Source organism: Deinococcus marmoris DSM 12784 (genome assembly GCF_000701405.1).
In the GTDB taxonomy this organism is placed as follows: Bacteria; Deinococcota; Deinococci; order Deinococcales; family Deinococcaceae; genus Deinococcus; species Deinococcus marmoris.
This window is the reverse complement of the sequence record NZ_JNIV01000073.1, coordinates 1-22,466: the sequence shown is the minus strand read 5'-3', so window position 1 is coordinate 22,466 and position 22,466 is coordinate 1. Positions and strand designations below refer to the sequence as shown.

The window sequence follows — 22,466 nt, the reverse complement described above, 5'->3', positions numbered from 1 at the left end:
CGCTGCTGCTCATCTGGCGTTAACAGCGTGGGTGCACCTGTATTGCCGTGTCGTGCATCCGCGAGACCGTCCAGGCCCTGAGCGTGATACCGGGCGAGCAGGGTGTAAGCGCTCATCCGACTGTAGCGGGTGAGCGCTAACAGGTCAGGAAGGGAGCGTCCTTCTGCCAGGAGCGCAAAGAATTGCGCTCTACGACGCTGAACGGCACAGGTGCTGGTTTTGAAGAGCTGCCAGAAATCGGCGGCGTCATGTTGAAGAGGTTGACTGAAAGCGTTGGACTTCATGGCATATATTGTAAAATATTTAATCGGAGTCCGTATCAGTCGGCTTCGCCGCCAGCTCCCCTCAAGGGGAGCCAGGAGTGCGCTGCTGGCCGAGCAATTCCGCAACTCTTGCCTCCATTTTAAGGTGAGGTGGCCCGGAGGGGCGGACTCGCAGAGCTGCGAAGCAGAGGGGTCAAACCGCAATCAGCCCCCATTCACCCAAAACGAAACAGGGCCGAAGCAGCATTCGCTCCGGCCCCATTCCTTATCCCCAGTTCAGCCCGGCTGCGCGGCTTCCTCGGCGATCTTCTCCTGCTCTTCCACAACTTCGGGATCGATTTTCTCGCCCAGCGCGGCGGCGATCACGGTGGCCTGCTCGCGGGCGTGGACGCTGGCGTATCCGGCGGCGGTACTGGCGCTGCGGGGGCGGCTGGAGTGGCTCAGCACCTGACCGGGGGCCAGAACGCTTTCCAGATCTTCCCAGATCATCAGCCATGCGCCCTGGTTCTCGGGTTCCTCCTGTGCCCAGACCACCTGCGCGCCGGGGTGGCGGGCCAGTTCGGTCCGCAGCGCCTCGGCGGGAAAGGGGTAAAGCTGTTCCAGGCGAATCAGGGCGGTCCCGGCGTAGGCGTCCTGATCGGCGTCTCGCGCCTCCACCAGTTCCCAGTGCAGCTTGCCGCTGCTGATCACCACGCGGTGTGCGCCAGTCACGTCATAATCCCCGATCACCTCGGAAAAACGGCCATCGGTGAAGTCGCTCAGCGGGTTCATAGCCTGCTTGTTTCGCAGCAGGCTCTTGGGGGTCATGATGATCAGCGGCTTGCGGTATGGGCGCAGCACCTGACGGCGCAGCAGGTGGAACATCTGGGCGGCGCTGCTGGGCACGACCACCTGCATGTTCTTCTGGGCGCACAGTTGCAGGTAGCGTTCCAGACGGGCGCTGGAGTGTTCCGGCCCCGCGCCCTCGTAGCCGTGGGGCAGCAACAGGGTCAGGCCGCTCAGGCGCAGCCATTTGCTCTCGCCCGCGCTCAGGAACTGGTCGATCACCGCCTGCGCGCCGTTGGCGAAGTCGCCGAACTGGCCTTCCCAGGCCACCAGCCCTTTGGGTTCAGAGGTGGAATAGCCGTACTCGAAGGCCATCACGGCCTCTTCGGACAGGGTGCTGTCGATCACTTCCACCCGGCCCTGCTCAGGGGACAGATGGGCCAGAGCCAGATATTCCTCGTTCAATGGATCTTCGGCGTTCTGGTTGTGCAGCACGGCGTGGCGGTGAACAAAAGTGCCGCGCCCGCTGTCCTGGCCCACCAGCCGCACGCCGTACCCCTCATCGAGCAGCGTGGCGTAGGCCAGATTCTCGCCCATGCCCCAGTCGAGGGGTTGCTCGCCGCGCGCCATCGCCGCCCGCGCCTTCACCACACGCTCGACGCCCCGGTGCGGCACAAAGTTTTCCGGCACGCTGGCCAGTTTCAGGCCCAGCTCCTCCAGCTTCTCGCGGGGAACGGCGGTGGAGACCTCGTCGCGCCAGTGGGTACCGGTGTACGAAGACCAGTCGACGGCCAGTTCACTCTGGGCCAGGTTTTCCATCTCGGTCACCACAGGCTCCCCGGCGTCGAGCTTGTCCCGGAACCCATCGATCAGCGCGTCGCCCTCACCCGCGTCCAGCACGCCTTCCTGTTCCAGCTTTGCGGCGTAGATGGAGCGGGTGCCGGGGTGCTTGTCGATCTCGCGGTACATGATCGGCTGGGTCATGCGCGGCTCGTCGCCCTCGTTGTGGCCGTTGCGCCGGAAGGAAATCAGGTCGATGAACACGTCCTTGCCGAATTCCTGGCGGTAGGCCAGCGCCAGATCCCCGCAGAACACCACCGCTTCGGGATCGTCGCCGCTGACGTGCAGCACGGGGGCGTTCGCCACCTTGGCGATATCGGTGCAGTAGCGGCTGGAACGGGTGTCGCGCGGATCGCTGATGGTGAAGCCCACCTGATTGTTGATGACGATGCGGACCGCGCCCCCGGTGGCAAAGCCGCGCAAACGGGACAGGTTCAGCGTTTCCATGACCACGCCCTGCCCGCTGACCGCCGCGTCGCCGTGGATGGTGATGGGCAGAACTGTTTTGCGCTCGGCATCGCCACGCCGGTCCTGACGGGCGCGCACGCTGCCGTGGACGACGGGCGAGACGATTTCCAGGTGCGAGGGGTTAAAGGCCAGCGCCAGATGCATCGGCCCGCCAGGGGTCCGCACGTCGCTGGAGTATCCCATGTGGTACTTGACGTCCCCGGCCACGTCCGGGTTATCGCTGAGTTTCTTCTTGCCGTCGAACTCATCGAACAGCGCACTGGGCGGCTTGCCGAAGATGTTGACCAGCATGTTCAGGCGGCCCCGGTGGGCCATGCCGATCACGATTTCCTTGACGCCATGTATCCCGGCCTGCTGAATCAGGCGGTCCATCAGCGGAATGAAGCTCTCGGAACCTTCCAGGCCAAAGCGCTTGACGCCGGGATATTTATTTTTGAGGTACAGCTCCAGCCCTTCTGCGGCGTTCAGTTTGAACATGATGCGGCGGCGCTCGTCGCGGCTGAAGGCGTAGCGCCCCTGCCCCTGCTGCTTCTCGATACGCTCCTGGAACCACTTACGCTCGTTGGCGGGCAGGTAGTTGAACTCGAAGCCAATCGAGCCGCAGTAGGTGTCCTGAAGCTGGGCGATCACGTCCCGCAAAGACCCGTTGAACGGCCCCTCGCTGACGGTCTCGTTCAGGTCTGCCTCTGACAGGCCGTAGAACTCGGGGGTCAGTTCGGGGACCACCGGCTGACCGCGCATCTTGAGGGGATTGTTGCGGGCGCTGATGTGGCCGTACACGCGGTAGGCCGTGACCATCGCGCTCCCCGCCTGATGCGCGCCGCTGGCGCTGGGGGCTGGAATAGCGCCCCCGCCCCCCCGGCGGCTCTGGCCCAGCTCGTAAAATGCCTGCTGGACAGGCGAGTGCAGGGCCTCCTGGGTCCCGCCGCGCAACTCGTCAAAGTAGGCCCGCCACTCGGCGTCCACGCTTCCAGGGTCGGTCAGGTAGGTCTCGTACAGCCCCTCGATAAAGGCCGCGTTCCCGCCGGACATGATGGTCTGCCGCTGCGTCATAACGCCTCCCAGCATACCCCGCCCCCGCCGCCTAAAGGTGCCCTCTGACGCCCCCGCAAAGTGGGGGGAGCGGGGGTTCCTGACGGGGTGACACGTCAGCCCGTAAGATGCGGTCATGAAAATCGTTTCCCGCATCGTCGTGGCGCTGGGCCTCGTGGTCTTTGTCGTGTCGCTGTTGTTGCTGGGCAAAGATGTCATCGACATCAACCAGCTCCACGCCGTCGCCAACGCCAACCGCTCCACCAGTTTTCCCAGCCCGCTGAACAACGTGCTGATCACCTACGCACTGGCCGTGATCGGGGGCCTGTTGCTGGGGCTGGGAATCACGCTGCCCCGTCGGCAGACAAAGGGGTAACGCAGAGGTAAGGAAAGCGGGCTTCAGGGCGTCTGTCTGGTTCGCTCAGCCGCCCGACTCAGGATTGACCAGTGCCTGAACGCGCCCCACCTCGCCCGTGGTCAGCCGGACCTTGATGCCGTGCGGGTGCGTGGCAGAGGAAGTCAACAGTTGCGCCACCACGCCGCGCGTCAGCTCTCCGCTGCGCTGGTGGTGCTTCTGAACGATATCCACATCCAGGCCGGGGCGAATGGCCGATCTGGGCGGCACACTCACGCCTGACCGCCCAGCCGTCCGATCAGCGCGCGGGCCACGGTGGGCAGTGGCCCGGAAATATCGGCGCGCATCAGCGGATTCTGGGCCTGTCCGGGGCGTTCCACGAAAGCCGTGTGTAGTCCCGCCGCTTTTGCCCCCGCGATATCCCAGCCGTGCGCTGCCAGCAGCCAGCTTTCGTGGGCGTGCGCGCCCGTGCGTGACAGGCCGTATTCATAGGCCGCCTGCCCCGGCTTGAGCATCCGGCCCGGATCAACCGACACCGCGCCGTCTACCAGATCGGCAAAGCCCGCGTTCTCCAGTTGGGCGTCCAGCACCGCCTGCGGGTTGTTGGTCAGGCAGACCAGCCGCGCCCCACCCGCCCGCAGGATCTCCAGGCCCTCGCGGGTGTCGGGATGGGCCGGGAGCATCCGCATTCCTCCTGCCACGTCGCCGGGCAAGTTGTCTGGCACGTCCTGCCCACGCGCCTCGCCCAGCGCGGTCAGGGCAGCCCCCCCCAGTGCCGGGAAGTCGCGGTAGTCGCCCAGCACCGTGTGGGTCAGGGCCAGTTGCAGCACCAGGCCAAACCACTGCTTCCTGGCCCCCGGATCGCCAAAGGCCGCCATGAACAGCCCATCCAGCGCCGAGAGGTCCAGCAGCGTCTCGTTCATATCCAGAAAGACGGTGGGGGTCATGGGTTGGATGGTAACAGGCCAGGACTTCATTCCACCTTCTTCAATTTGCTTTCTCACATCGTGCGGGCCACTCCCCCGTCGTCCTTCGGAGCCGCCGCCCACGCCCGCATCCAGAAACCCATCCAGCAAAAAGCGCCCACCCCCGCAGGAGTGAGCGCCGTTCAAAAATCTAAGTGCTTACGCGGTGACGAGTTCGCGTTCCAGGCCGAACATGCGGTTGTCCACGGCCAGCGGCTCGTTGCCCGCCTTGATGGTGGCGGCCAGCGCCTTGATCTCGGGGAACAGCTTGGTGAAGTAGAAGCGCGCGGTCTGGACCTTGCCCAGGTAGAAGCCGTCCTTGTCCTGCCCGGCGTCGATCTTGGCCTGGGCCACCTTCGCCATGCGCGCCCACAGGTAGCCGTAAACGACGTGGCCGAAGAAGCGCAGGTAATCCACGGCGGCGGCGTTCACCTCGTCGGCACCGCCCTCTCCGCTCATGGCTTTCTGGCCCACCACCATGGTGATGCTGCCGAGTTGCTGCGACGCCTTGCCCAGCGCCGTGACGTACTCGCCGATATGTTCGTCGGATTCGTTGTCATCCACGAATTCCTGCAACATTCCGGCCAGCTTCTGAAGTTTCTTGCCGCCGTCCATCAGCACCTTGCGGCCCAGCAGGTCCAGCGCCTGAATGCCGTTGGTCCCTTCATAGATCTGGCCGATGCGGGCGTCGCGCACGAACTGCTCCATGCCCCACTCGCGGATGTAGCCGTGACCGCCGAAAATCTGCTGGCTCTGCACGGCGATGTTGAAGCCGTTGTCGGTCATGAACGCCTTGGCAATCGGGGTGAGCAGGGCCACCAGATCGCCCGCTTCCTGGCGCGCGGCCTCGTCGGGGTGGTGGTGTTCGGTGTCGATGCTCAGGGCCAGCCACATCGCCATCGCGCGGCCCGCCTCGGTGTAGGCCTTGCCAGTCAGCAACATGCGGCGCACGTCGGGGTGGACGATGATCGGGTCGGCATTTTCGCTGGGACTCATGCGCGGGTTGTGGCGCATCTGGAGGCGGTCCTTGGCGTAGGCCAGCGCGTTCTGATAGGCCACTTCGCCCAGGCCGAGGCCCTGCAAACCCGTTCCCAGACGGGCCGCGTTCATCATGATGAACATGTGGTTCATGCCCTTGTTGATCTCGCCCACCAGAAAGCCAGTTGCACCGTCAAAGTTGAGCAGGGCGGTGGCGTTGCCGTTGATGCCCATCTTGTGTTCCAGGCTGCCGCAGACCACGCCGTTGCGCTCGCCCACCTTGCCCTCGGGCGTGGGCAGGTACTTGGGAACCAGGAACAGGCTGATGCCCTTGGTCCCTTCCGGGCTGCCTTCCAGGCGTGCCAGCACCAGATGAACGATGTTGTCGGCCATGTCATGCTCGCCCGCGCTGATAAAGATCTTGGTGCCGCTGACCGCGTAAGTGCCGTCGCCGTTGTCCTTTGCCTTGGTGCGGATGATCCCCAGGTCCGTCCCGGCGTGCGGCTCGGTCAGGCACATGGTCCCGGTCCACTCGCCCGAGACGATCTTGGGCAGGTACAGGTCCTTGAGTTCATCGCTGCCCACCGCGTGCAGGGCCGAGTACGCGCCGTGGCTCAGGCCGGGGTACATGCTCCAGGCCACGTTGGCGCTGTTCAGCAGTTCCACCAGCACGTTGCTCACCAGATGCGGCATCCCCTGACCGCCGTAATTGGGATCGGCGTCCAGCGCGGTCCAGCCCGCCTTGCGGTACTTGTCGTAGGCGGCCTTGAAACCGTCGGGGGTGGTCACCTCGCCGTCGTCGTGGCGCACGCAACCCTGCTGATCGCCCACGGCATTCAGCGGAACCAGTTCGCCTTCCACAAAACGGGCGGCCTCGTCCAGCACCTGTTCCATCAGGGCACCGTCGGCGGTTTCGTTCTCGGCGTAGTACGGCATCTTCGCCAGTTCGGCGGGAGCGTCGAGCAGTTCGTTGATCAGAAACTTGATGTCGCGCAGCGGTGCTTTGTAGGTCGGCATGTGGACTCCTTCGTGTGTAGAACACGGCGGTGCAGGACCCATGCCCCTGCGGCACGATTACCCGGCACTGTTGTTTAGACCGAGTATAAAACTTCTGTGAGCAAAAGTCACGCGGATTTCTCCCGTCTTCCCTTCATGGACGGGGAGGTGGCAGTGGAACCGGGAGGCGCTCAGGACAGGCCGAGAAGGCGACAGGGGGAATGACCTCGTGTTCATCCTCTGTTGATCTCCGGCATCCTGGCCCGGTACGGGACATCCGCCCCCCTGGACCGCCGAATTCGAGTATCCTGCGAAGGATCATGAATTATCCGAGCCTGGTCTGGCACCTCAAACGCACCGAGCTGTTTGCCGACCTCGAACTGGCAGAGCTGGAAAAGGTGGCTGCCACGACCCCCTACCGTCAGTACGGGCCGGGTGAGGTCGTCTACCGCATGGACGACCCTGCCGACGCGCTTTATTTCGTCAAAAGTGGGCTGGTCAAGATCAGCAAACTGTTTCCCAACGGCAAGGAGGCCATTCTGGGGGTGATCGGTCAGCACGACACCTTCGGCGAACTGCTGCTGCAACCTGAGGAACGCCGCCCCACCCAGGCCGAGGCGCTGGAGCGCACCACTTTAATCGTGCTGCCCCGCAGCGAGTTACAGTCTCTGCTGAGCAGCAAACCCGATCTGGCCATGAAACTGATTCGCCTGATGGCTGCCCGGCTGTTCGAGGCGCAGGCGTGGAGTGCCACCGTCAGCGCATACAGCGCCCCGGAGCGCGTCGCCAGCCTGCTGTACCGACTGGCCCGCGAATTCGGCAGGCCCCACAGCCAGGGCGTCGAGCTGAACCTGAAACTCAATCAGGAAGACATCGCCCGGATGGTGGGGGCCACCCGCGAGACGGTCAGCCACTCGCTGGGCAAGCTCAAGCAGGAGGGGGCCATCGTGCGTGCCCGCGCGCCGATCATCGTCCGCATGGAAGCGCTGAAGGCGTACATCGAACAGGGCAACTAGCAGGGCAATCAGAAGAGAAACCTCATCAGAAGAAAGCTGACAGCCCGCCCCTCCGCAATGGAGGGGTTTTTTCGTACCTGATCAGTTCGGAAAATAGGTCAAAGGTAAGCTCCCAGGCGCATCCCAGCCTCAGCCATTCGGCACAGGCGGAGGCGGCAGGCTCAGCTCTAGGGTAACTGGCGAGGAGAGCGCACCACGTCTCCATCTTCTGACCCTGGACCTGACCATGAACATCACTGAACTTTCCAACATCCTGCACACCTTCTGGACCGAGCTTCTGGGCACGGTGCAACACACGCTGGCGACCAATGAACTGGCGCAGGGCGGACTGCTGATCGGCCTGCTGAGCGCGGCGGCCATGTACGCCCGCACGCTGCCCGCGCAACTGCTCTCGCGGCTGGACCGCCGTTTTACCGTCACGCTGGATATTCAGGGCGACGATCCGGCCTTTCCGTGGCTGGCGGCGTGGCTGGCCGCCCAGCCGGTGGGGCGCAACCTGCGGCACCTGGGGGTGGTCACGCGTTTCAACGAGCAGATGGGCGGGCACAATGTCGCCATCGGCACGGACCGCGACGGCGACGAGATCACCGCCCGTCTGGTTCCGCTGATCGGCGCGGCGCTGCTGCGTTTCCGGGGCCACTGGATGTTGGCCTACCCGCAGCGCACCGAGCGGCAGGGCGCGAACCAGGGGGGGCTGGGCTTCACCCACAGCCTGACCTTCAGGATGCTGTCCGGGGCGCGTCCGGTGATTACCGACCTGCTGCGCGAGGCCTACGACTTCACGGCGGGCCGCAGCGACGGGCGCGTGGAAATCTACGTGCCCGAGTACCACGGTTGGAAGCTGGTAGAACGCCGCGCCGCCCGCCCACTGGCAAGTCTGATCTATGGGGCTGGCCTGCTGGACAACCTGCACGCCGATATGGGCAGTTTCTTCGAGGACCGTGAGTGGTACGCGGGCATGGGCATCCCCTACCGCCGGGGCTACCTGCTGCACGGCCCCCCCGGTAACGGCAAGAGCAGTCTGGTGTCGGCGCTGGCGGGGGCGTTTGGTTTGAACGTGTGCGTGCTGAACCTCGCTACCCCCGATCTGAGTGATGACCGCCTGACCGCCCTGCTCGGCGAATTGCCGCGCCGCGCGCTGCTGCTGCTTGAAGACATCGACGCCGTGTTCCTGGGCCGCGAGCCGCGTACCCCCAGCGTCAAACTCTCCTTCAACGGGCTGCTGAACGCGCTGGACGGCGTGGCGGCGGGCGAGGGGGGCCGCGTGACCTTCATGACCACCAACGATCTGGCCGGGCTGGACGCCGCGTTGATCCGTCCGGGCCGCGCGGACCGCCACCTCTTGATCGACAACGCCACCCGCGCCCAGGTGGCCGGGATGCTGCGCCGCTTCTGGCCGGGGTGGAATGCGGCAGAAGTCGGCGAACTGGCTGCCCGTCTACCCGAAGGTATGCTGAGCATGGCCCGCATTCAGGAATACCTGCTGGAACGCCGCGCCGACGAGGCAGGCGTGCGCCGCGACTGGGCGGAACTGGCGGGCGTGGAGGAAGTTGTCGCGCCCTGCCCGACACGGCTGCGGCTGCTGGCAGGCTGAACCGATTCAATCCACCCTCTTCCCCGCGAAGGGGGATTTTTCATGTCTGCCGATTACGGCGGACGGCCCTTCCACACCCTGTTTGTGCCAGGATACTGGCTGAATGTTCCAGGCCCTGAGCAACGTCCTGCTGCCCGTGATGATCGTCGCCGGTCTGGGGGCGCTGCTGGCCTCGCGCATGAAAATCGATCAGGTCACCATCTCGCGCATCACCATGTACCTGCTGATTCCGGCGCTGGTGCTGGACGTGATTCTGCGGACACCGGTCAAGGCCGCCGAGGCTGGGCAACTGGGGCTGGCCTTCCTGCTGGTGATGGCCGTGTCGTTGGGTCTGGGCTGGCTGGCTGGCCTGGGCCGTCCCGACGCTGAACGCCGCAGCCTGAGCGCTTCCTCTGGCATCTGGAACAGCGGCAACATGGGGCTGCCGATTGCGCTGTTCGTGTTCGGCGACAGCGGGTTTGACCGGGCCACCGTGGTTTTTCTGGTGTCCATCGTCGCCATGTATATCGTCGGCCCGGCCATCTACGGCTCGGCCTCTAAAACGGGGCAGAAATACGGTGTGGCCGACATTCTGAAGTCGGTGTTCCGGCTGCCCACCATCTGGGTGGCGCTGATCGCCATTGCGCTGCGGGTGCTGAACGTGCCCGTTCCGCAGGGCGTCACGCGCGGGGTCGCGCTCTTGGCACAGGCCACGCTGCCGCTGGTGCTGCTGTCACTGGGCCTGCAACTGGGCGCGGGCGGGTGGCCGCCGCTGAACCGCCGGGTGTGGCTGGCCGGGGCGGCGCGGCTGATCGGCGGCCCGCTGATCGCGCTGGGCGTCGGCTATCTGGTAGGACTGCGGGCCGAATCGCTGGCCGTGCTGGTGCTGTCGGCCAGTATGCCCACCGCCGTCAATGCCCTGCTAATCGCGCAGGAATACGGCGGAGACTCGGAGACGGTGGCCGGGGTGGTGCTGGTCACGACGCTGGGATCGGTGCTGAGTATCGCGGCGGTGGTGGCGCTGCTGCCGATGCTGGGGTAAAGGCCGCCTGCCCGCTAGACTCCAGTCGTGAGAGCAGATACGGCGGCAGAAGGTCAAAAAACGGTGCTGGTGATCGTGGGCGGCAGCATGGCGGCAGTCAAAGCGCCCTCTGTGTTGCGGCGGCTGCGCGAGGGCGGCGTGAGTGTGAACGTGATCGCCACCCGCGCCGCGCTGGCCTTTATCACCGAGCTGAGCCTGTCCACCGCCGCCGACGGCCCGGTGGGCACCGACGCGGCGTGGTTCTCGCCCCGCCCCGACGCCCTACATCTGACGCTGGCAAAGGTGGATGCGGCAGTGATCGTGGGAGCCTCTGCCGAGTTGCTGGCTGGGGCGGCGCACGGCCACGCGAATGAGCTGGCGCTGGCAACCCTCCTGAGCGTGCCGGGGCCAGTGCTGTGGGTTCCGGCCATGAACGCGGCCATGTGGCACAACCGGGCCGTTCAGGCCAATGTGGCGCGGCTGAGGGACTGGGGCCACCACTTCCTGGGGCCGGAGGTAGGATCGTTCGGCACACGCGGCGAGGGCGCGGGCATCGGGCGCATGGCCGAGCCGGAGGACATTGCCGCCGCCGTGCTGAAGCTGCTGGCACCCGCCGCTGTGTCTGATTCAAAAGGGCGTGATCTGGACGGCCTGCATGTGGTGGTTTCTGCTGGCCCCACCCGCGAGTATCTGGACCCGGTGCGTTTTATCAGCAACCCCAGCAGCGGCAAGATGGGCTTCGCAGTGGCGATGGAGGCGCGGGACCGGGGCGCACGGGTCACGCTGGTGACGGGTCCGGTGAATCTGCCTGGTCCTTCTGGCATGGCTGTGGTCAGGATCAACTCTGCCCTGGAGCTGCGCGACGCCGTGGTTCAGGCGGCCCAGGACGCCGATATCGTGGTCATGACCGCCGCCGTGGCCGACTACCGCGCCGCCGAACTCAAGGGCGAGAAGCAGGCCAAGGTGGCGGGCGACGTGAGCATCCATCTCACGCCCAACCCCGACATCCTGGCCGAACTGGGGCAGAACAAGGGGGAGCGCGTGCTGGTGGGTTTTGCGATGGAAACGCACGCGGGCGTGGAGCGGGCCGCCGCCAAGGCCGCGCGCAAGAACGCCGATTTTATCCTGCTCAATTACCCCACGCAGGAGGGAACGGCGTTTGGTGGCGACGACAATCAGGTCACGCTGGTCCGCGCCGACGGCTCCCACCAGGACTGGCCCCGCGCCAGCAAGCGCCAGGTGGCGCGGCAATTGCTGAACGAGGCTTTGCGGGTCCGGGATTTGCGGGTTCGGGAGCAGCGGACGACAGATTAAGCCCCTCCGGCGATTGCATTATTCATCCGCACTGCATAGAGTGGCGGGCGTGCCAGGCAAGCTCAGCAAGGAACAGCGTCAGAAGCGCATTCAGGACATCATCGCCCGTGAGAGTGTCTCCACGCAGGGCGAACTGGTGGAATTTCTGCGGCGTGAAGACGTGCTGGTCACGCAGGCCACCGTCAGCCGCGACATCAACGAGCTGCGGCTGGTGCGCGTGCCGGTGGGCAAGGGCCGCCACCGCTACGCCCTGTCACAGTCGGGCGGCCACGGCGACGTCAAGGGTGAGCTGGGCCGGTTGTTCCAGAACTTCGTGCAGGACGTGGACCGGGGCGAGAACGTGCTGGTGGTCCGCACCGCCGAGGGCCACGCGTCCGGGGTGGCGCTGCTGCTGGACCGCCTGCGCCGCGACGACATCGTGGGCACCATTGCCGGGGAAGACACCATCTTCGTGGTGGCCCGCACCACCGATGAGGGCGAGGCCCTGATGGAAGAGCTGCACGCGCTGATGCTGGGCTAGAGAAATTCGGGGACACGACCCCGCCGTAGCCACAGCAGAAAGCTCCGCCGAGACGGGAATGATGGGTACTCCCGTATGGCCCTAACCCAGGTGGTTGACGGTGCGACTGGACTGCCAGTAATCCAGAAATTTCTCGATCTGGGACAGAAATTCAGCGAAACTCGACGATTTGACCAGATACGAACTGGCATGCAGCGTGTACGCCTCGCTGATGTCCTGCTGGGCACTGGAGGTAGACAGGATCACCACCGGGATGCGGACCAGACGGGGATCCTTCTTCATTTCGCGCAGCAGTTCAAAGCCGCTCATGCCCGGCATGTTGAGATCCAGCAGCACCACATCGACCTGAAAGTCCTGATCCTGGAGCAATGCCAACGCTTCGCGCCCGCTTCCGGCACAGGTCAACACGCAATCCGGGCAAAGATGCTCGAAAGCCTCCTGGGCCAGCAGTTGATCCTGCGGGCTGTCATCCACCACGAGGTACTTGAAAGGCAGCATCATGCCTTCAATGATAAAGCTTTCTTAATGCTGACCATCGGTCTTCCTGGGACAGCCTGTGAATCATTCCTCCAGAGCGACCAGGGACTGAACTCAGCCTGCCTGTGGTCTTGCCCGGTCAATGGCATCTGCGCGGGAGCGCCCCGGTGCCGTGGACCTGAGCCGTGCCACCGGACTGAGCGGCATCGAAGGGCGCGGGGCCAGCAGCAATGCAATGGCCAGGACGCCGAACAACACGATCAGAACGAGACTTACCATGACTAAAAGTATGGCAGCGCGCGCCTGACGGCACCATTGCGAATCGCTTCATGAGCATCTGGCGGAATGCTCATGGAGGCGACAAGAAAAAACCCCCGCCGGGGCGGAGGCTTTGCTGATGGTAGACCCGAGCAGATTTGAACTGCTGACCCCTACAGTGTCAATCTGATCAGACACCACCGACTGAGCAAAACTGGAACCGATTGGAGCCGTTTAGCGCGTGCCTGAAACCGTTGCATCACCCGTTAGAGTGGATTGGAAACAACTGGGGTGGGGTGGGGTTGCTGCCATTGTTGCTCTCCCCCTTTCACGGCTAATGCTCAGGGCACGGCTCGATGAATTCCACGTCCAGCCAGTATTCGGCCTGGTCCCAGTCCAGCGGGTTCAGCTCTGCCGTCCACGCGAGCCAAGCGGCAGCTCTGGCTTCCTCGTGACAGCCCAGATAGTCGGCGAGGGCCGTCCGCTCGGCAGGGGAAGGGATGTCGTCTGACTGGCCGAGATCAGCGTTGTACATGCGGGCCAGTTGATCAGCGATCTCGGCAGGGGTCAGGTCAACTGGACGCATGAGGGAAAGCCTACCCGCTGACCCAGCCGCGTGGTGTCAACCAGCCCCGTACGGCAGAACAGGGATTCACCTTGAGCAGACCGGACAGCGCTCGTCTCCCAGACGTGCCTTAGAATTTTTTGTGATCGTCTCACCAGGCTGCGACGCGGCGTCGTGACGTTGATCACCCCATGACCCCTTTTTCTTTAGCTCCCTCCATTTCTGAACTTCCCGCCCTGGCCCGTCGCCGCCGCGTTTACCTTTTTGTGGTGGCCGCCGGGACGATCCTGGTCTTCGTTGGCGGCCTAGTGGCCGGCCCCAGTGACCTGTACCTGCATTACGTCAGTCCTGTTCTGGTCCTGCTGGGCCTGGTTGACCTGTGGTGGCTCTGGACCCGCCGCCCGCTCTACGTGGCGGAATACGCTGGATACGCTGTTCTCGCCGCCGCAACAATGTTCCATGTCGCCCTGCTGTCGCTGTTGCCAGTTCCTTCTGGAATCTATCCGAACAGCGGCCCGTACTGGACGCTGATCTGCACCTGCATCGTCGGCTTCCTGGCCCTGCCCCCACAGCGGGCCTGGTGGTTTAATCTCACGCTGCTCAGCGTCTGTCTGCTGGTGCCGTGGCTGACCCACAGCGCCTACGCCTTTGGGCACCCAGCCCTGTTTTTGCGGTTGCAGGGGTCCGTCATGATCGTGACGGTGCTGCTGGGCACCATGGCCGCCTTGCGAACACAGATGGACGAAACAGACCGTTCCGAGCAGAGGATGCGCGCTCTGGCGTTCACAGATTCGCTTACTGGGCTGCCTAACCGCCGGGCCGTTTACCCTGCTGTCGAGGACCTGCTGGCAGACCATCGGCGCGGCGTACCAGGAACACTTCACCTGATCGACATCGACCACTTCAAGCACATCAACGATGAGCACGGCCATGACGTTGGCGATCAGGTGTTGATGGAAGTGGCCCGCTTGCTGTCCACTTGCGACACGTTACCGGGCACCGCGCCACCAACTGTCGGGCGCTGGGGCGGGGAGGAATTTATCGTGGTCATGCCGGGCACGGACCGGACGCGCAGTCGGACACGGGCCAGCGTTCTCCTGCAAGAGTTTCGCCTTGCGTCATGGCCCTATGGGTTGAAGGTCACCGTCAGCATCGGCAGCAGCACCGTGGAGACAGAGGACATCTTCAGCAGTCTGCTGTCTCGTGCGGATCAGGCGTTGTACCGCGCCAAGGATGCGGGGCGTGACCAAATGATGCTAGATCAAGAGGCGTAGCCTCGGTTTTCCTGGGGATCATTCTGCCTGTCTTGATCCCTAGCATCACAGCAAATGGCCCCCACCAGCCCACGCCGGGAGCACAGAAAGGAGGGGCAGCTCTGCTGAAAGAAATTAATCGCCAATCATCATGATCATCAGAACAAACGCCACCCAGGTGGCCCCCAGCGGCAGCGTGAAGGGCAGGCCCAGACCTACCAGTACGGGCATAGACACACCCACGGCCAGCAGCAGCGGCCCTTGATGGGCGCGTAACGCTGCGTTCAGCGGCCCACCGACGAATGGTATCCGTCGCCGCCACCCGACTGCTGTCAGCGCGGCGCAGAGGGCGGCGATCAGAAGTGAATGGCCGATCTCTGAATCGCTGACCGACAACAGGAGGACGACATTGGCGAGACTGATCACGGCCAGCAGCAGTGACAGGAGGGCAACGATGTGTGGACCCTCACGTCTAGGCGTCGAATGGAGCATTCCTCAATTTATCGATGGCGTGCTTGCGGGACTCTGACAGCAGCACCAGCGGAGGCGAGGGGGAGAACCAGGGGTGCGGCGCAGAGAGGGCAGGGCGGGGGAACTGGTGGGATAGACCAAAAAGCAGCCCCCACCGCCAGCCGCGAGGGCCAGGGTGGGGGCAGTCAATCGCCTGAGCTGTCCGTTAGTTCAATCGCAGGTAGATTGGCCGGTCACCTTTACTGGCCTTGTAAAAGCTCACCGATGCGCTCGACAGCTTGCCCGTGTAGATGAGGCGGTACTGCTGGCCCGCTACGGTGTCAGGCAGGTTGCATCCCAGCCGCCCGCTGGCGCGCTTCACGCAGTTCGGATCGGTGGTTTCGATGGTCCCTGCCAGCAGCAGCTCCGGGGCTTTTGCCGTCTCGGGGCCAGGGTTCGCAAAGATGATTGCGCCGCCCACGTCGGCCAGTGACGCGCTTTCCTGCTGGACGGTCTGGAGGATCGGGGCGCAGGAGGCCAGGAGGAGCAGGGGCAGAATCAGCAGCTTTTTCATAGTTTGCCTTCCTTGATGTCTTCAATGACTTCCATGAGTTTCAGGCGATTTTCCCGGCTGAGTTCAGCGTCCCCGTCTGCGAGATCAGCGATCACGGGGGCCAGCACGGGGGCCAGCTTGAACAGCGTGCCGATAGAGACTTTGTTGCCCAGCATTCCGGTGATGAGTTCAGACAGTTCCTTCATGGGATTTGCTCCAGTCCGCCTTCGGGCGGGGTGATAGGCGCAGTGGGCAGCGGGGCAGCCTGTTCCAGCGCCTTCAGGTTGCCAAAGACGCGGGTGATGTAATCCCCGTTTGCTTTGAAGAATCCGAACACGGCGGCCATGATCGCCTGCGCCCACGGCACGTCACCCTGAGCGGTCACAGCGGCCCAGGCGGTAAAGCCCACGCCGATCAGCAGGGACAGCACGGCGCTCAGGCCCACGGTGGACGGCCCAGAGGTGTTCCAGAGCTTCTTAAAGACGGCGGTGAGGGGTTGCACGAGGATGCCCGTCAGCAGCGCCACAGCCGCCGTCACGTAGGGCTGATATTCAGCAGGAATGCCAGGGGTGGCGTCCTGAGCAAAGGCGAGGCTCACGAGTAGCAGGGCCAGCAGTGGAAGGGCTTTTTTCATGGTCACTTTCCTTTTCGGAGAGAGGCGAGGGTTTCAGGCGTCAGGTAGGCTTTGTCGGTTCCGTTGATGAGTGAGGCCGTGCCGATCTGCGTATTCGTTTCAGGATCGAACAGCCGCAGCGCCCGCTTATCCAGCGCGTCCGGCACATGCGCGGGCGGGCTGGGCGTCAGGCGGGCTTGCACGTCGCGCACGTAGGCATCCCACGGCCATGTTTTGCCGGGACAGTTCGCACGGGCGGCGCGGCCCGGCTGCACTTCGTTGTGACCGATCAAGTGCTGACGGTCTGCCGGGATACCGAACTGGCGGCACAGGGTCGTGGTGAGTTCAGCAGAGGCGGCAAGCTGTAGGGCGCTGGGCGTCCACGGCCCCTTACTCGGCTGGCCTTCGTGTTCAATGCCCACAGAGCGCAGGTTCATGGCCCAGAGGCCGGAATGCCAGGCGGTATCTGTGAGGGGGACGTGCTGGGCAATGCGCCCGTCCATTGCAATGGTGAAGTGCGCGGAGGTGTTGCAGGCGGGATCGGCAAACCACGCCAGCGTTCCAGAAAAGCCGCCGTCCGTCACATGGCAGACGATCCGGTCAACCTTGACGCCTTCCCGTCCCTTTGAAAAGTTGCCGGGGTGAGCCGGGTATTGTTCGATGTTCATACCACTCCTTGTCCCATTTCCGGGTCGTTCCCCCACGGTGTTTCCGTCAGCCCCTGCAGCCGCTCCAGCGCGTTCAGCAGGGCGCGGGCCTCCGTGCGTGTGATGAGGTAATGCTGATTCCGGGCGGACAGGCGCTCAATCTGCAAACGCAAATCCCTGATCTGTTTGGCGCGTTCCGCCTGCTGATCCTCAATGGCGATCCGCAGTGCGCGCACGTCCTCACGCAGTTTTGCGATTTCCTCCTCAAACGTGGCCGCATCCGTGCGCAGGCGCTTGATTTCCTCCCGGTACTCGGTCCTGAACTCGCGGGCATCCTTGCCATCTGCGGTAAAGAAGTTCTTGGCAAAGGCCGTGAAAATGCCGCCGCCGATCAATCCCAGCGCGGCCCACGCGGCGTCGTAGAGGTTGCTGGGGTCAGGGGTTGCCACGTTGCCTCCACCGCTTCGTTAGCCACGTTCGGAAGTGCTGAGGGCTGCGCGTTTCATGGAACCAGTCGTCTGCCGTCACGTAGGCCAGCCCCGAACTCCACAGGCCGAGCAGGCCGTAAACCGCGCTGCCCCAGTTGAGGCCAGCCGGGCCATTGGTGATCAGGATGGCGAACAACAGAAAGAACGTGGCGCTGGCGAATTGCCACAGGATCAGCAGCGGTTTGCCGCGCGGGATCAACAGCAGTCCCAGGCCAATAGCCAGGGCGATCACCCCCCAGGTGAGCGTGCTGGCAATCGCCTGAAAGCCGAAGTAGCCGGGGACCAGCGCGACCATGTTCGGGCGGATGAAGGCGATGGCGCTCACGCCCAGGTGAAGCGATCCCAGGGCCATGCGGAGCGGCTCACCTCCCGCGCCGCGCCACCCCGTCACGGCTGCCATCCGTAGCGCCAGATGTTGGTGCCCGGTATCGGCTCGTATTGCCAGCGCCAGGAGTACAGCGTCCACAGCGCAGAAGCGGGGATGGTGCTGCCAAACTTGCCCAGCGTCCAGCTATACGCGCCGCCGTACTTCGCGCTGCCGTCCGGGATGATCGGCTGGTACGGTGCGCCGTCGCGCTTGCGGCTGGTGGTGCTGGTCTTGCGGACGCGCAGGCTCACATCTGCTGGGCAGTCGGGCGAGGGCCGCAGGACGGGGCGATAGATCACCCCGAACACGTAGTCTGGGATGACCTGAAGGTAACAGCCCGGCGGCGGTGTTCGAGCGGCCACCAGGGCGAGGGTCAATGCGACTTCAATCAAGGTTTCACCTCCAATGGGTCAGGGATCCTGCATCCCGTAATTTGTCCGTCCGGCCAGCCGAAATCCCCAGGCCCACAGCCGGCCTGCACCGCCGCTTCCCCTACCGCGTCGGCGTGGGCTTCCAGGGCGTTGCAGTTCCAGGCGGGCTGTCTCAGGCACGGCGCACCCAGGAACGCCACGGGAACGGCCTGATGCGCCTGCTGCCAGATGTGCGTCAGCTCGTGGGCCACCATCCGCGTGCTGACCTGGCCGGCCTCGATCCGCACGGTGTTCCGGCTGGCAAACGCCGCCAGTGGCGCGAGGCTGCCATCAGGGACCTGTAGCGCCTGATAGGGAAGCCCCCAGACTGTCGGGGAGTCCGGGGGCAGATTTGGAGCGCAGGCCGTGAGCAGGAGCAGGGCCACCCATCTCAAGGCACCCGCCGCCCCACCACGACGCTCGCCGCCGCCCAGACCGCCAGGTGATCGGAGATCCAGCCGGTGATCAGCGATTCAGGCACCGCGCCCGCCGTGTACGAACGGTTGCCGATCGGCCCCACGGTGGCGTTGTCGCTGAACCCGAAGTCCAGCCGCCGCGCCGGCTGTCCGGCCAGCGGCGCACCCCAGGCCACATCGTTGTCATCCACGATGTTCGTGGTCTTGTCCATGATGAAGTTGCTGGCGTAATTGCGGGCATAGATGCCCACGTCGATGTTCGCGCCGTTCTGATCCACCCGGCTGCCGTCCGGGGCAAAGCCGGTCTGCGCGATCCGGTTAGTGATGATCTTGCCGTAGTTCGTGCTGGACATCGAGATGCCCGTGTTGGAAGTGCGAACGGCGGTGTTGCGCTGCACCGTCGTGTGATCGCCGCCCTCGTCCCCGATCACCACGGCGCTGCCGGAGAAGATGTTGCTGGGCACCGTGTCATACGCGCCGTCGATGAGGTTGCGGTCGATCATCAGCGGGCTGGCCAGGGTGCCGCCGCTCTGGTAGGTGTTGATGTTGTCCTCGACGCGGGATTCTCCGGGCAGGTTGGTGATCCAGTTGTCCTTGATGCTGATTCCGGCCACGCCGCGCACCTTGTCGAGCTGGACGGCCTGCACGCGTTCCCACCCGACATCTGATCCGGCCAGGGAAAAGCCGTTCGGGCTGCTGCGGTCCCGGAAGCGTCCGTCGATGTTGCGGAAGCGGTTGCGCTCGGCGCGGAAGGTGCCACCGCCCCAGCAGGATTCCGCCACCAGGATGCTCGTGCCGTTCAGGTTGCAGTTCTCGACGATGACGTTCTTCGCGTAGGCGAACAGAATCCCGCCTGCCCGGTGGCCGTCGGCGAGGGCCAGGCCCGGCGTGATCACCGAGCAATCCCGGATGACCACGTCGGCTGCCACGCTGTTGCCGGGAGGTGCACCGAATTTGGCGTTGCCGATGGCGGCCTGCCCGGTGGTGAACCCCTTGGGCGCGCTGGCCGTGCTGTGCGTCAGCAGCAGCGGGCGCGTGGTGTTGACGTAGATGGCGCACTCGCCCCGGATCAGGGTGCGGGCGGTCAGGCCCGTGACTGGGTAGCGTCCGGCATCTGGCCCGCTGGCAATGGGCACGATGCCCCGGCTGTCCAGATAGGCGTCGTTGATGACCACGGGCGCGGTCCAGGTGATCGTGCTGGGGTCCGGCTCCACGTACAGGACCGGGTCAGGCGTGGGCGGCGGCGTCCCTCCAGCGATGGTCACGCCGATGCTGGTGGTCCCTTGCTCGGTGCGGCCCAGACTGTCGGTGGAGACGGCGATCAGGGTCAGGGTGCCGTTGTCGGCTGCCGTGACGTCCATGGTAGCCGTGTAGGGCGGGCTGCTGGCGCGGCTGATGTAATTGGCCGGACTGACGCTGCCCCGGTAGAAGTCCACCCACTTGATGGTCAGACCACTCGGAGGTGTCGCCACTGCGCCCACGGCCACGGGCCTCGCGGTGGTCACGCTGCCGGGGGAGGCGCTGACGCCCACGGTGGCTCCGGGCAGGGGGATGGCGACGTTGACGGTCTTGGACGTTTCTGCAAAGTTTCCTGCCGCGTCCGTGGCCCGCAGAAGATAGGTGTGCTGCCCGTTGCTGGACCGGGTGATGGTCTCGGTGACCTCGCCGCCGGGTGGGATGGTCAGGGGCGTGCCGTCCCGCGTGAGCAGCAGCGTGACTGCGCCGCCCGCATCGGTGCCACTGGCGTTCAGGGTCAGGGTGCCGTTGACTGTGAAGTTCAGGCTGCTGGCGGTCAGGACGGGGATGGGCGCAGTGGTGTCCGGCGCACCGATGCCGACTGTCACGGTGAAACTGGCCTCGCGTGCCTTGCCTTGTCGATCCACCACCACAGCACGGAACCGAACCTCGCCGTTATCGGCGAACGTAAGCTCGGCGGGGAAGGTGTAGGGCAAGCTGAGGCGCTGGCCGATCTGGACGGTGTTCTTGAAGAAGTCCACTCGCGCGACGTTGCTGCTGTCGCTCAGGGTGACGGTCAAGGGGTAGGGCGAGGCCGTGACTGGGCCAGCAGAACCAGTGAACAGGATGGTGGGCCGGGGCGATAGCTCTGAGCCAGGGCTGACGCGGATGCCCGCGAGCAGGGCCAGCAGACTTGAGATTGACGGCATGGGGCCTCCGATGGGCAAAGGGAAACCCCCGCTGGTAGGCGGGGGCTAAGGATTCTAGGCTGACAAAAGATACATAGGATCTGTCATGTGAAACGCAGGTGGCGCAGGTTCAGCAGGACCAGGGTGAAGGACTGGGTATGGGAATTCGTGCTCGTGGTGATGGTCCTGTTGCTGTTGTACGGCTTGATCAGAGGCTGAGGTTAACCTTTCCAGCAATAGACCCCCGCACTGGCGGGGGCTTTTGCTTGCTCGGGGATGAGGCTGGGACTGGCCGATACTCGGCGCGATACCTGAACGTACCGGGACTGCTCTGAGGCATTGAAACTTCTGCCTGTGCGGTAGCCTCAGCAGAACACCCCGCTCAAGAAACGCAGGGTGCTGTTGGGCCGTTGGAGGCCGCTGAGGTGGGGACTTCAGTAAAGCGTAAAACTAGTGGCTGGGAGTAAATCGAGGTGAAGAAGTGGAACCAGAAGTCCTTTTAGTCCTGCCGATTTCCTTTCAAGAAAGACGGGAGGTACTTAGAAGATTGAGTGAAGCACTAAGATATGAATTTTCCATAAAATTAAGAGTATTATTTTTATATAACGCAGACATTCCATCTTTTTCATTTGATTCTAAGCATGAACTTCCGCCCGACAACCAGATGCTAAGAGATGTAAGAGAATTATTATCTGATTATATTGATATCCCACCTCTGAGTTATGCTGCTGCTGATGAGTCTAATCAAGTGTATGATGAAACCTTTCGTGGATTTGGCACTGGTATCTTTCAGCTTAATGAGTGTTTGTTCGAAGAAAGTACGCAAGGTATAGACGTGGACGGTGCGGCATATGTCAGTATAACAAATAGTCAATTTAAGAATAATGATTTATTCGATGTTAAACTGAGAAATGTCGGCAGAAGTGTTTTAAATAATAATAAAATGAGGAGAGATAAAATGAGCGAAAATAAGGAACCCGCTTTTGATGTGGAATTAGGTAGCGGCGATGTTGAAGATAATAGTCATGTGGGAGATCGGGCAGGCTTTAAGATTCGGGTTAAGGGCCACGGAAATGTAAAGCGGAATCAGTCAATTGACTCAAATGTAAGTCCAGATTTAATTCAATCAATCAAAGAACTAAGGCTTGCAGTAAATGAAGTTGCCTTTCCCACTATTCGTGAGTCAGGCGAGACTTTGATCGAGAATTTTGAAGAGGCGCGGAGGGCTGGTGAAAACGGTGAATCGCAGTTGATCAGATTGCGGGACTGGGCTAATGAAATGAGCGCGCTAATCACAACTGGCGCTGTGATTTACGCACTGGTGGTGGCTGTGGCCAGGATGGCGGGTGTGGAACTACCTTCAGTACCGGACAACTTGCGTTTAAGTGGCGCTGGGTGCGGAGAAAGGTTGATTTAAGAGGCCGAAGTATATTTCGGCCTGTGGGTGATCCCATCTCAGCGCTCTCGCCAGATATTGCCAGCCATACTGGACCACGCTGACTGCGCGACGACCATGCGCTTTGACTGGAATTGGTTTGGACGCGTTCATCCATACGCCCACCGGCAGACAGCACACCCAGGCCAGCGTGACCAGTCCAAACAACCGCTCTAATCGGTCAGCGTGGGTCACCGCTGACCGTTCCAGGTCAAAGCCACGCGACTTCATGCTGCTGAACGTACACTCGATGCTCCAGCGCAATCGGTACACCGCCCAGGTGT

The 22,466-nt window shown here is 63.4% G+C and carries 27 protein-coding genes; 9 read left to right on the top strand and 18 right to left on the bottom strand.

Features of this window, described 5'->3' with window-relative positions; all coding sequences use genetic code 11:
• The coding region (locus Q319_RS27285; protein ID WP_156039400.1) for a helix-turn-helix domain-containing protein at nucleotides 1-284 on the bottom strand (284 nt) is incomplete at its 3' end.
• 255 nt (nucleotides 285-539) lie between these two features.
• The gene (locus Q319_RS0116095) at nucleotides 540-3,389 is read right to left on the bottom strand and encodes a 2-oxoglutarate dehydrogenase E1 component (RefSeq protein ID WP_029483491.1); all 2,850 of its coding nucleotides are present in this window, start codon (nucleotides 3,387-3,389) and stop codon (nucleotides 540-542) included.
• 115 nt (nucleotides 3,390-3,504) lie between these two features.
• Here Q319_RS0116095 and Q319_RS0116090 point away from each other — a divergent pair, with 115 nt between their 5' ends.
• Nucleotides 3,505-3,744: a hypothetical protein gene (locus Q319_RS0116090; RefSeq protein WP_029483490.1), complete on the top strand. Its 240-nt coding sequence runs from the start codon at nucleotides 3,505-3,507 to the stop codon at nucleotides 3,742-3,744.
• 45 nt (nucleotides 3,745-3,789) lie between these two features.
• On the opposite strand, the gene Q319_RS0116085 is transcribed toward Q319_RS0116090, so the two are convergent.
• From Q319_RS0116085 to Q319_RS0116075, 3 genes are all read right to left on the bottom strand, one after another.
• Nucleotides 3,790-3,993: a YwbE family protein gene (locus Q319_RS0116085; RefSeq protein ID WP_034415454.1), complete on the bottom strand. Its 204-nt coding sequence runs from the start codon at nucleotides 3,991-3,993 to the stop codon at nucleotides 3,790-3,792.
• A gap of 2 nt (nucleotides 3,994-3,995) precedes the next feature.
• Nucleotides 3,996-4,670 carry an HAD family hydrolase gene (locus tag Q319_RS0116080; RefSeq protein WP_034415452.1) on the bottom strand — a complete coding sequence of 225 codons (675 nt, stop codon included), beginning with the start codon at nucleotides 4,668-4,670 and terminating at the stop codon, nucleotides 3,996-3,998.
• 177 nt (nucleotides 4,671-4,847) lie between these two features.
• The gene (locus Q319_RS0116075) at nucleotides 4,848-6,683 is read right to left on the bottom strand and encodes an acyl-CoA dehydrogenase C-terminal domain-containing protein (protein ID WP_029483487.1); all 1,836 of its coding nucleotides are present in this window, start codon (nucleotides 6,681-6,683) and stop codon (nucleotides 4,848-4,850) included.
• 299 nt (nucleotides 6,684-6,982) lie between these two features.
• Between Q319_RS0116075 and Q319_RS0116070 the strand changes: the two genes are divergently transcribed.
• The 5 genes from Q319_RS0116070 to argR all read left to right on the top strand — a co-directional run bounded on the left by Q319_RS0116070 (nucleotide 6,983) and on the right by argR (nucleotide 12,106).
• Nucleotides 6,983-7,678: a Crp/Fnr family transcriptional regulator gene (locus Q319_RS0116070; RefSeq protein ID WP_029483486.1), complete on the top strand. Its 696-nt coding sequence runs from the start codon at nucleotides 6,983-6,985 to the stop codon at nucleotides 7,676-7,678.
• A gap of 226 nt (nucleotides 7,679-7,904) precedes the next feature.
• Entirely contained in the window at nucleotides 7,905-9,272 is a 1,368-nt protein-coding gene (locus tag Q319_RS0116065) for a BCS1 and AAA domain-containing protein (protein WP_029483485.1), read from the top strand.
• A gap of 103 nt (nucleotides 9,273-9,375) precedes the next feature.
• On the top strand, nucleotides 9,376-10,293 hold the full coding sequence (locus tag Q319_RS0116060; RefSeq protein ID WP_029483484.1) for an AEC family transporter: 918 nt from the start codon (nucleotides 9,376-9,378) through the stop codon (nucleotides 10,291-10,293).
• A 27-nt stretch (nucleotides 10,294-10,320) separates the two neighbouring features.
• The gene (gene coaBC, locus Q319_RS0116055; protein ID WP_029483483.1) at nucleotides 10,321-11,586 is read left to right on the top strand and encodes a bifunctional phosphopantothenoylcysteine decarboxylase/phosphopantothenate--cysteine ligase CoaBC; all 1,266 of its coding nucleotides are present in this window, start codon (nucleotides 10,321-10,323) and stop codon (nucleotides 11,584-11,586) included.
• 49 nt (nucleotides 11,587-11,635) lie between these two features.
• The gene (gene argR, locus Q319_RS0116050) at nucleotides 11,636-12,106 is read left to right on the top strand and encodes an arginine repressor (RefSeq protein WP_029483482.1); all 471 of its coding nucleotides are present in this window, start codon (nucleotides 11,636-11,638) and stop codon (nucleotides 12,104-12,106) included.
• 81 nt (nucleotides 12,107-12,187) lie between these two features.
• Here the strand turns inward: argR and Q319_RS0116045 are convergent, their stop codons facing one another.
• The 3 genes from Q319_RS0116045 to Q319_RS0116040 all read right to left on the bottom strand — a co-directional run bounded on the left by Q319_RS0116045 (nucleotide 12,188) and on the right by Q319_RS0116040 (nucleotide 13,427).
• Nucleotides 12,188-12,607 carry a response regulator gene (locus tag Q319_RS0116045; RefSeq protein WP_029483481.1) on the bottom strand — a complete coding sequence of 140 codons (420 nt, stop codon included), beginning with the start codon at nucleotides 12,605-12,607 and terminating at the stop codon, nucleotides 12,188-12,190.
• Nucleotides 12,608-12,697: 90 nt separating this feature from the next.
• Nucleotides 12,698-12,862 carry a hypothetical protein gene (locus tag Q319_RS27280; protein WP_156039398.1) on the bottom strand — a complete coding sequence of 55 codons (165 nt, stop codon included), beginning with the start codon at nucleotides 12,860-12,862 and terminating at the stop codon, nucleotides 12,698-12,700.
• Between the two features lie 313 nt (nucleotides 12,863-13,175).
• The gene (locus Q319_RS0116040; protein WP_029483480.1) at nucleotides 13,176-13,427 is read right to left on the bottom strand and encodes a hypothetical protein; all 252 of its coding nucleotides are present in this window, start codon (nucleotides 13,425-13,427) and stop codon (nucleotides 13,176-13,178) included.
• Between the two features lie 170 nt (nucleotides 13,428-13,597).
• On the opposite strand from Q319_RS0116040, the gene Q319_RS25685 reads away from it, so the two are divergent.
• Nucleotides 13,598-14,680 carry a GGDEF domain-containing protein gene (locus Q319_RS25685; protein ID WP_029483479.1) on the top strand — a complete coding sequence of 361 codons (1,083 nt, stop codon included), beginning with the start codon at nucleotides 13,598-13,600 and terminating at the stop codon, nucleotides 14,678-14,680.
• A 114-nt stretch (nucleotides 14,681-14,794) separates the two neighbouring features.
• Here the strand turns inward: Q319_RS25685 and Q319_RS0116030 are convergent, their stop codons facing one another.
• From Q319_RS0116030 to Q319_RS27275, 8 genes are all read right to left on the bottom strand, one after another.
• Complete coding sequence (locus Q319_RS0116030; protein ID WP_029483478.1) at nucleotides 14,795-15,151, bottom strand: hypothetical protein; 357 nt, start codon at nucleotides 15,149-15,151, stop codon at nucleotides 14,795-14,797.
• Between the two features lie 184 nt (nucleotides 15,152-15,335).
• Nucleotides 15,336-15,683: a hypothetical protein gene (locus Q319_RS0116020; protein WP_029483477.1), complete on the bottom strand. Its 348-nt coding sequence runs from the start codon at nucleotides 15,681-15,683 to the stop codon at nucleotides 15,336-15,338.
• Nucleotides 15,680-15,868: a hypothetical protein gene (locus tag Q319_RS0116015; protein WP_029483476.1), complete on the bottom strand. Its 189-nt coding sequence runs from the start codon at nucleotides 15,866-15,868 to the stop codon at nucleotides 15,680-15,682. The genes Q319_RS0116020 and Q319_RS0116015 overlap by 4 nt, the downstream gene beginning before the upstream one ends.
• A complete protein-coding gene (locus Q319_RS0116010; protein WP_034415450.1) occupies nucleotides 15,865-16,296 on the bottom strand; it encodes a hypothetical protein in 432 nt (143 codons plus the stop codon). Before Q319_RS0116010 ends, Q319_RS0116015 begins: the two co-directional genes overlap by 4 nt.
• A gap of 2 nt (nucleotides 16,297-16,298) precedes the next feature.
• Nucleotides 16,299-16,943: an N-acetylmuramoyl-L-alanine amidase gene (locus Q319_RS0116005; protein WP_029483474.1), complete on the bottom strand. Its 645-nt coding sequence runs from the start codon at nucleotides 16,941-16,943 to the stop codon at nucleotides 16,299-16,301.
• Nucleotides 16,940-17,371, bottom strand: coding sequence for a hypothetical protein (locus Q319_RS24705; RefSeq protein WP_034415448.1), 432 nt, complete (start codon nucleotides 17,369-17,371; stop codon nucleotides 16,940-16,942). The genes Q319_RS0116005 and Q319_RS24705 overlap by 4 nt, the downstream gene beginning before the upstream one ends.
• The gene (locus Q319_RS0115995) at nucleotides 17,358-17,801 is read right to left on the bottom strand and encodes a hypothetical protein (RefSeq protein ID WP_156039397.1); all 444 of its coding nucleotides are present in this window, start codon (nucleotides 17,799-17,801) and stop codon (nucleotides 17,358-17,360) included. The genes Q319_RS24705 and Q319_RS0115995 overlap by 14 nt, the downstream gene beginning before the upstream one ends.
• Nucleotides 17,798-18,169 (bottom strand): hypothetical protein, encoded by a 372-nt coding sequence (locus Q319_RS27275; protein ID WP_029483472.1) that lies wholly within the window; start codon nucleotides 18,167-18,169, stop codon nucleotides 17,798-17,800. Before Q319_RS27275 ends, Q319_RS0115995 begins: the two co-directional genes overlap by 4 nt.
• A 41-nt stretch (nucleotides 18,170-18,210) precedes the next feature.
• Here Q319_RS27275 and Q319_RS0115985 point away from each other — a divergent pair, with 41 nt between their 5' ends.
• The gene (locus Q319_RS0115985; protein ID WP_029483471.1) at nucleotides 18,211-18,492 is read left to right on the top strand and encodes a hypothetical protein; all 282 of its coding nucleotides are present in this window, start codon (nucleotides 18,211-18,213) and stop codon (nucleotides 18,490-18,492) included.
• Between the two features lie 86 nt (nucleotides 18,493-18,578).
• Here Q319_RS0115985 and Q319_RS0115980 read toward each other — a convergent pair whose 3' ends face one another.
• Nucleotides 18,579-20,768, bottom strand: a complete 2,190-nt coding sequence (locus tag Q319_RS0115980; protein WP_029483470.1) for a right-handed parallel beta-helix repeat-containing protein — start codon at nucleotides 20,766-20,768, stop codon at nucleotides 18,579-18,581.
• 460 nt (nucleotides 20,769-21,228) lie between these two features.
• Between Q319_RS0115980 and Q319_RS27270 the strand changes: the two genes are divergently transcribed.
• Nucleotides 21,229-22,164, top strand: coding sequence for a right-handed parallel beta-helix repeat-containing protein (locus Q319_RS27270; protein ID WP_156039396.1), 936 nt, complete (start codon nucleotides 21,229-21,231; stop codon nucleotides 22,162-22,164).
• Here Q319_RS27270 and Q319_RS27265 read toward each other — a convergent pair.
• A partial coding sequence (locus Q319_RS27265) for a transposase (protein WP_156039395.1) occupies nucleotides 22,129-22,466 on the bottom strand: 338 nt, incomplete at its 5' end. The two genes, Q319_RS27270 and Q319_RS27265, sit on opposite strands and share 36 nt — an antisense overlap.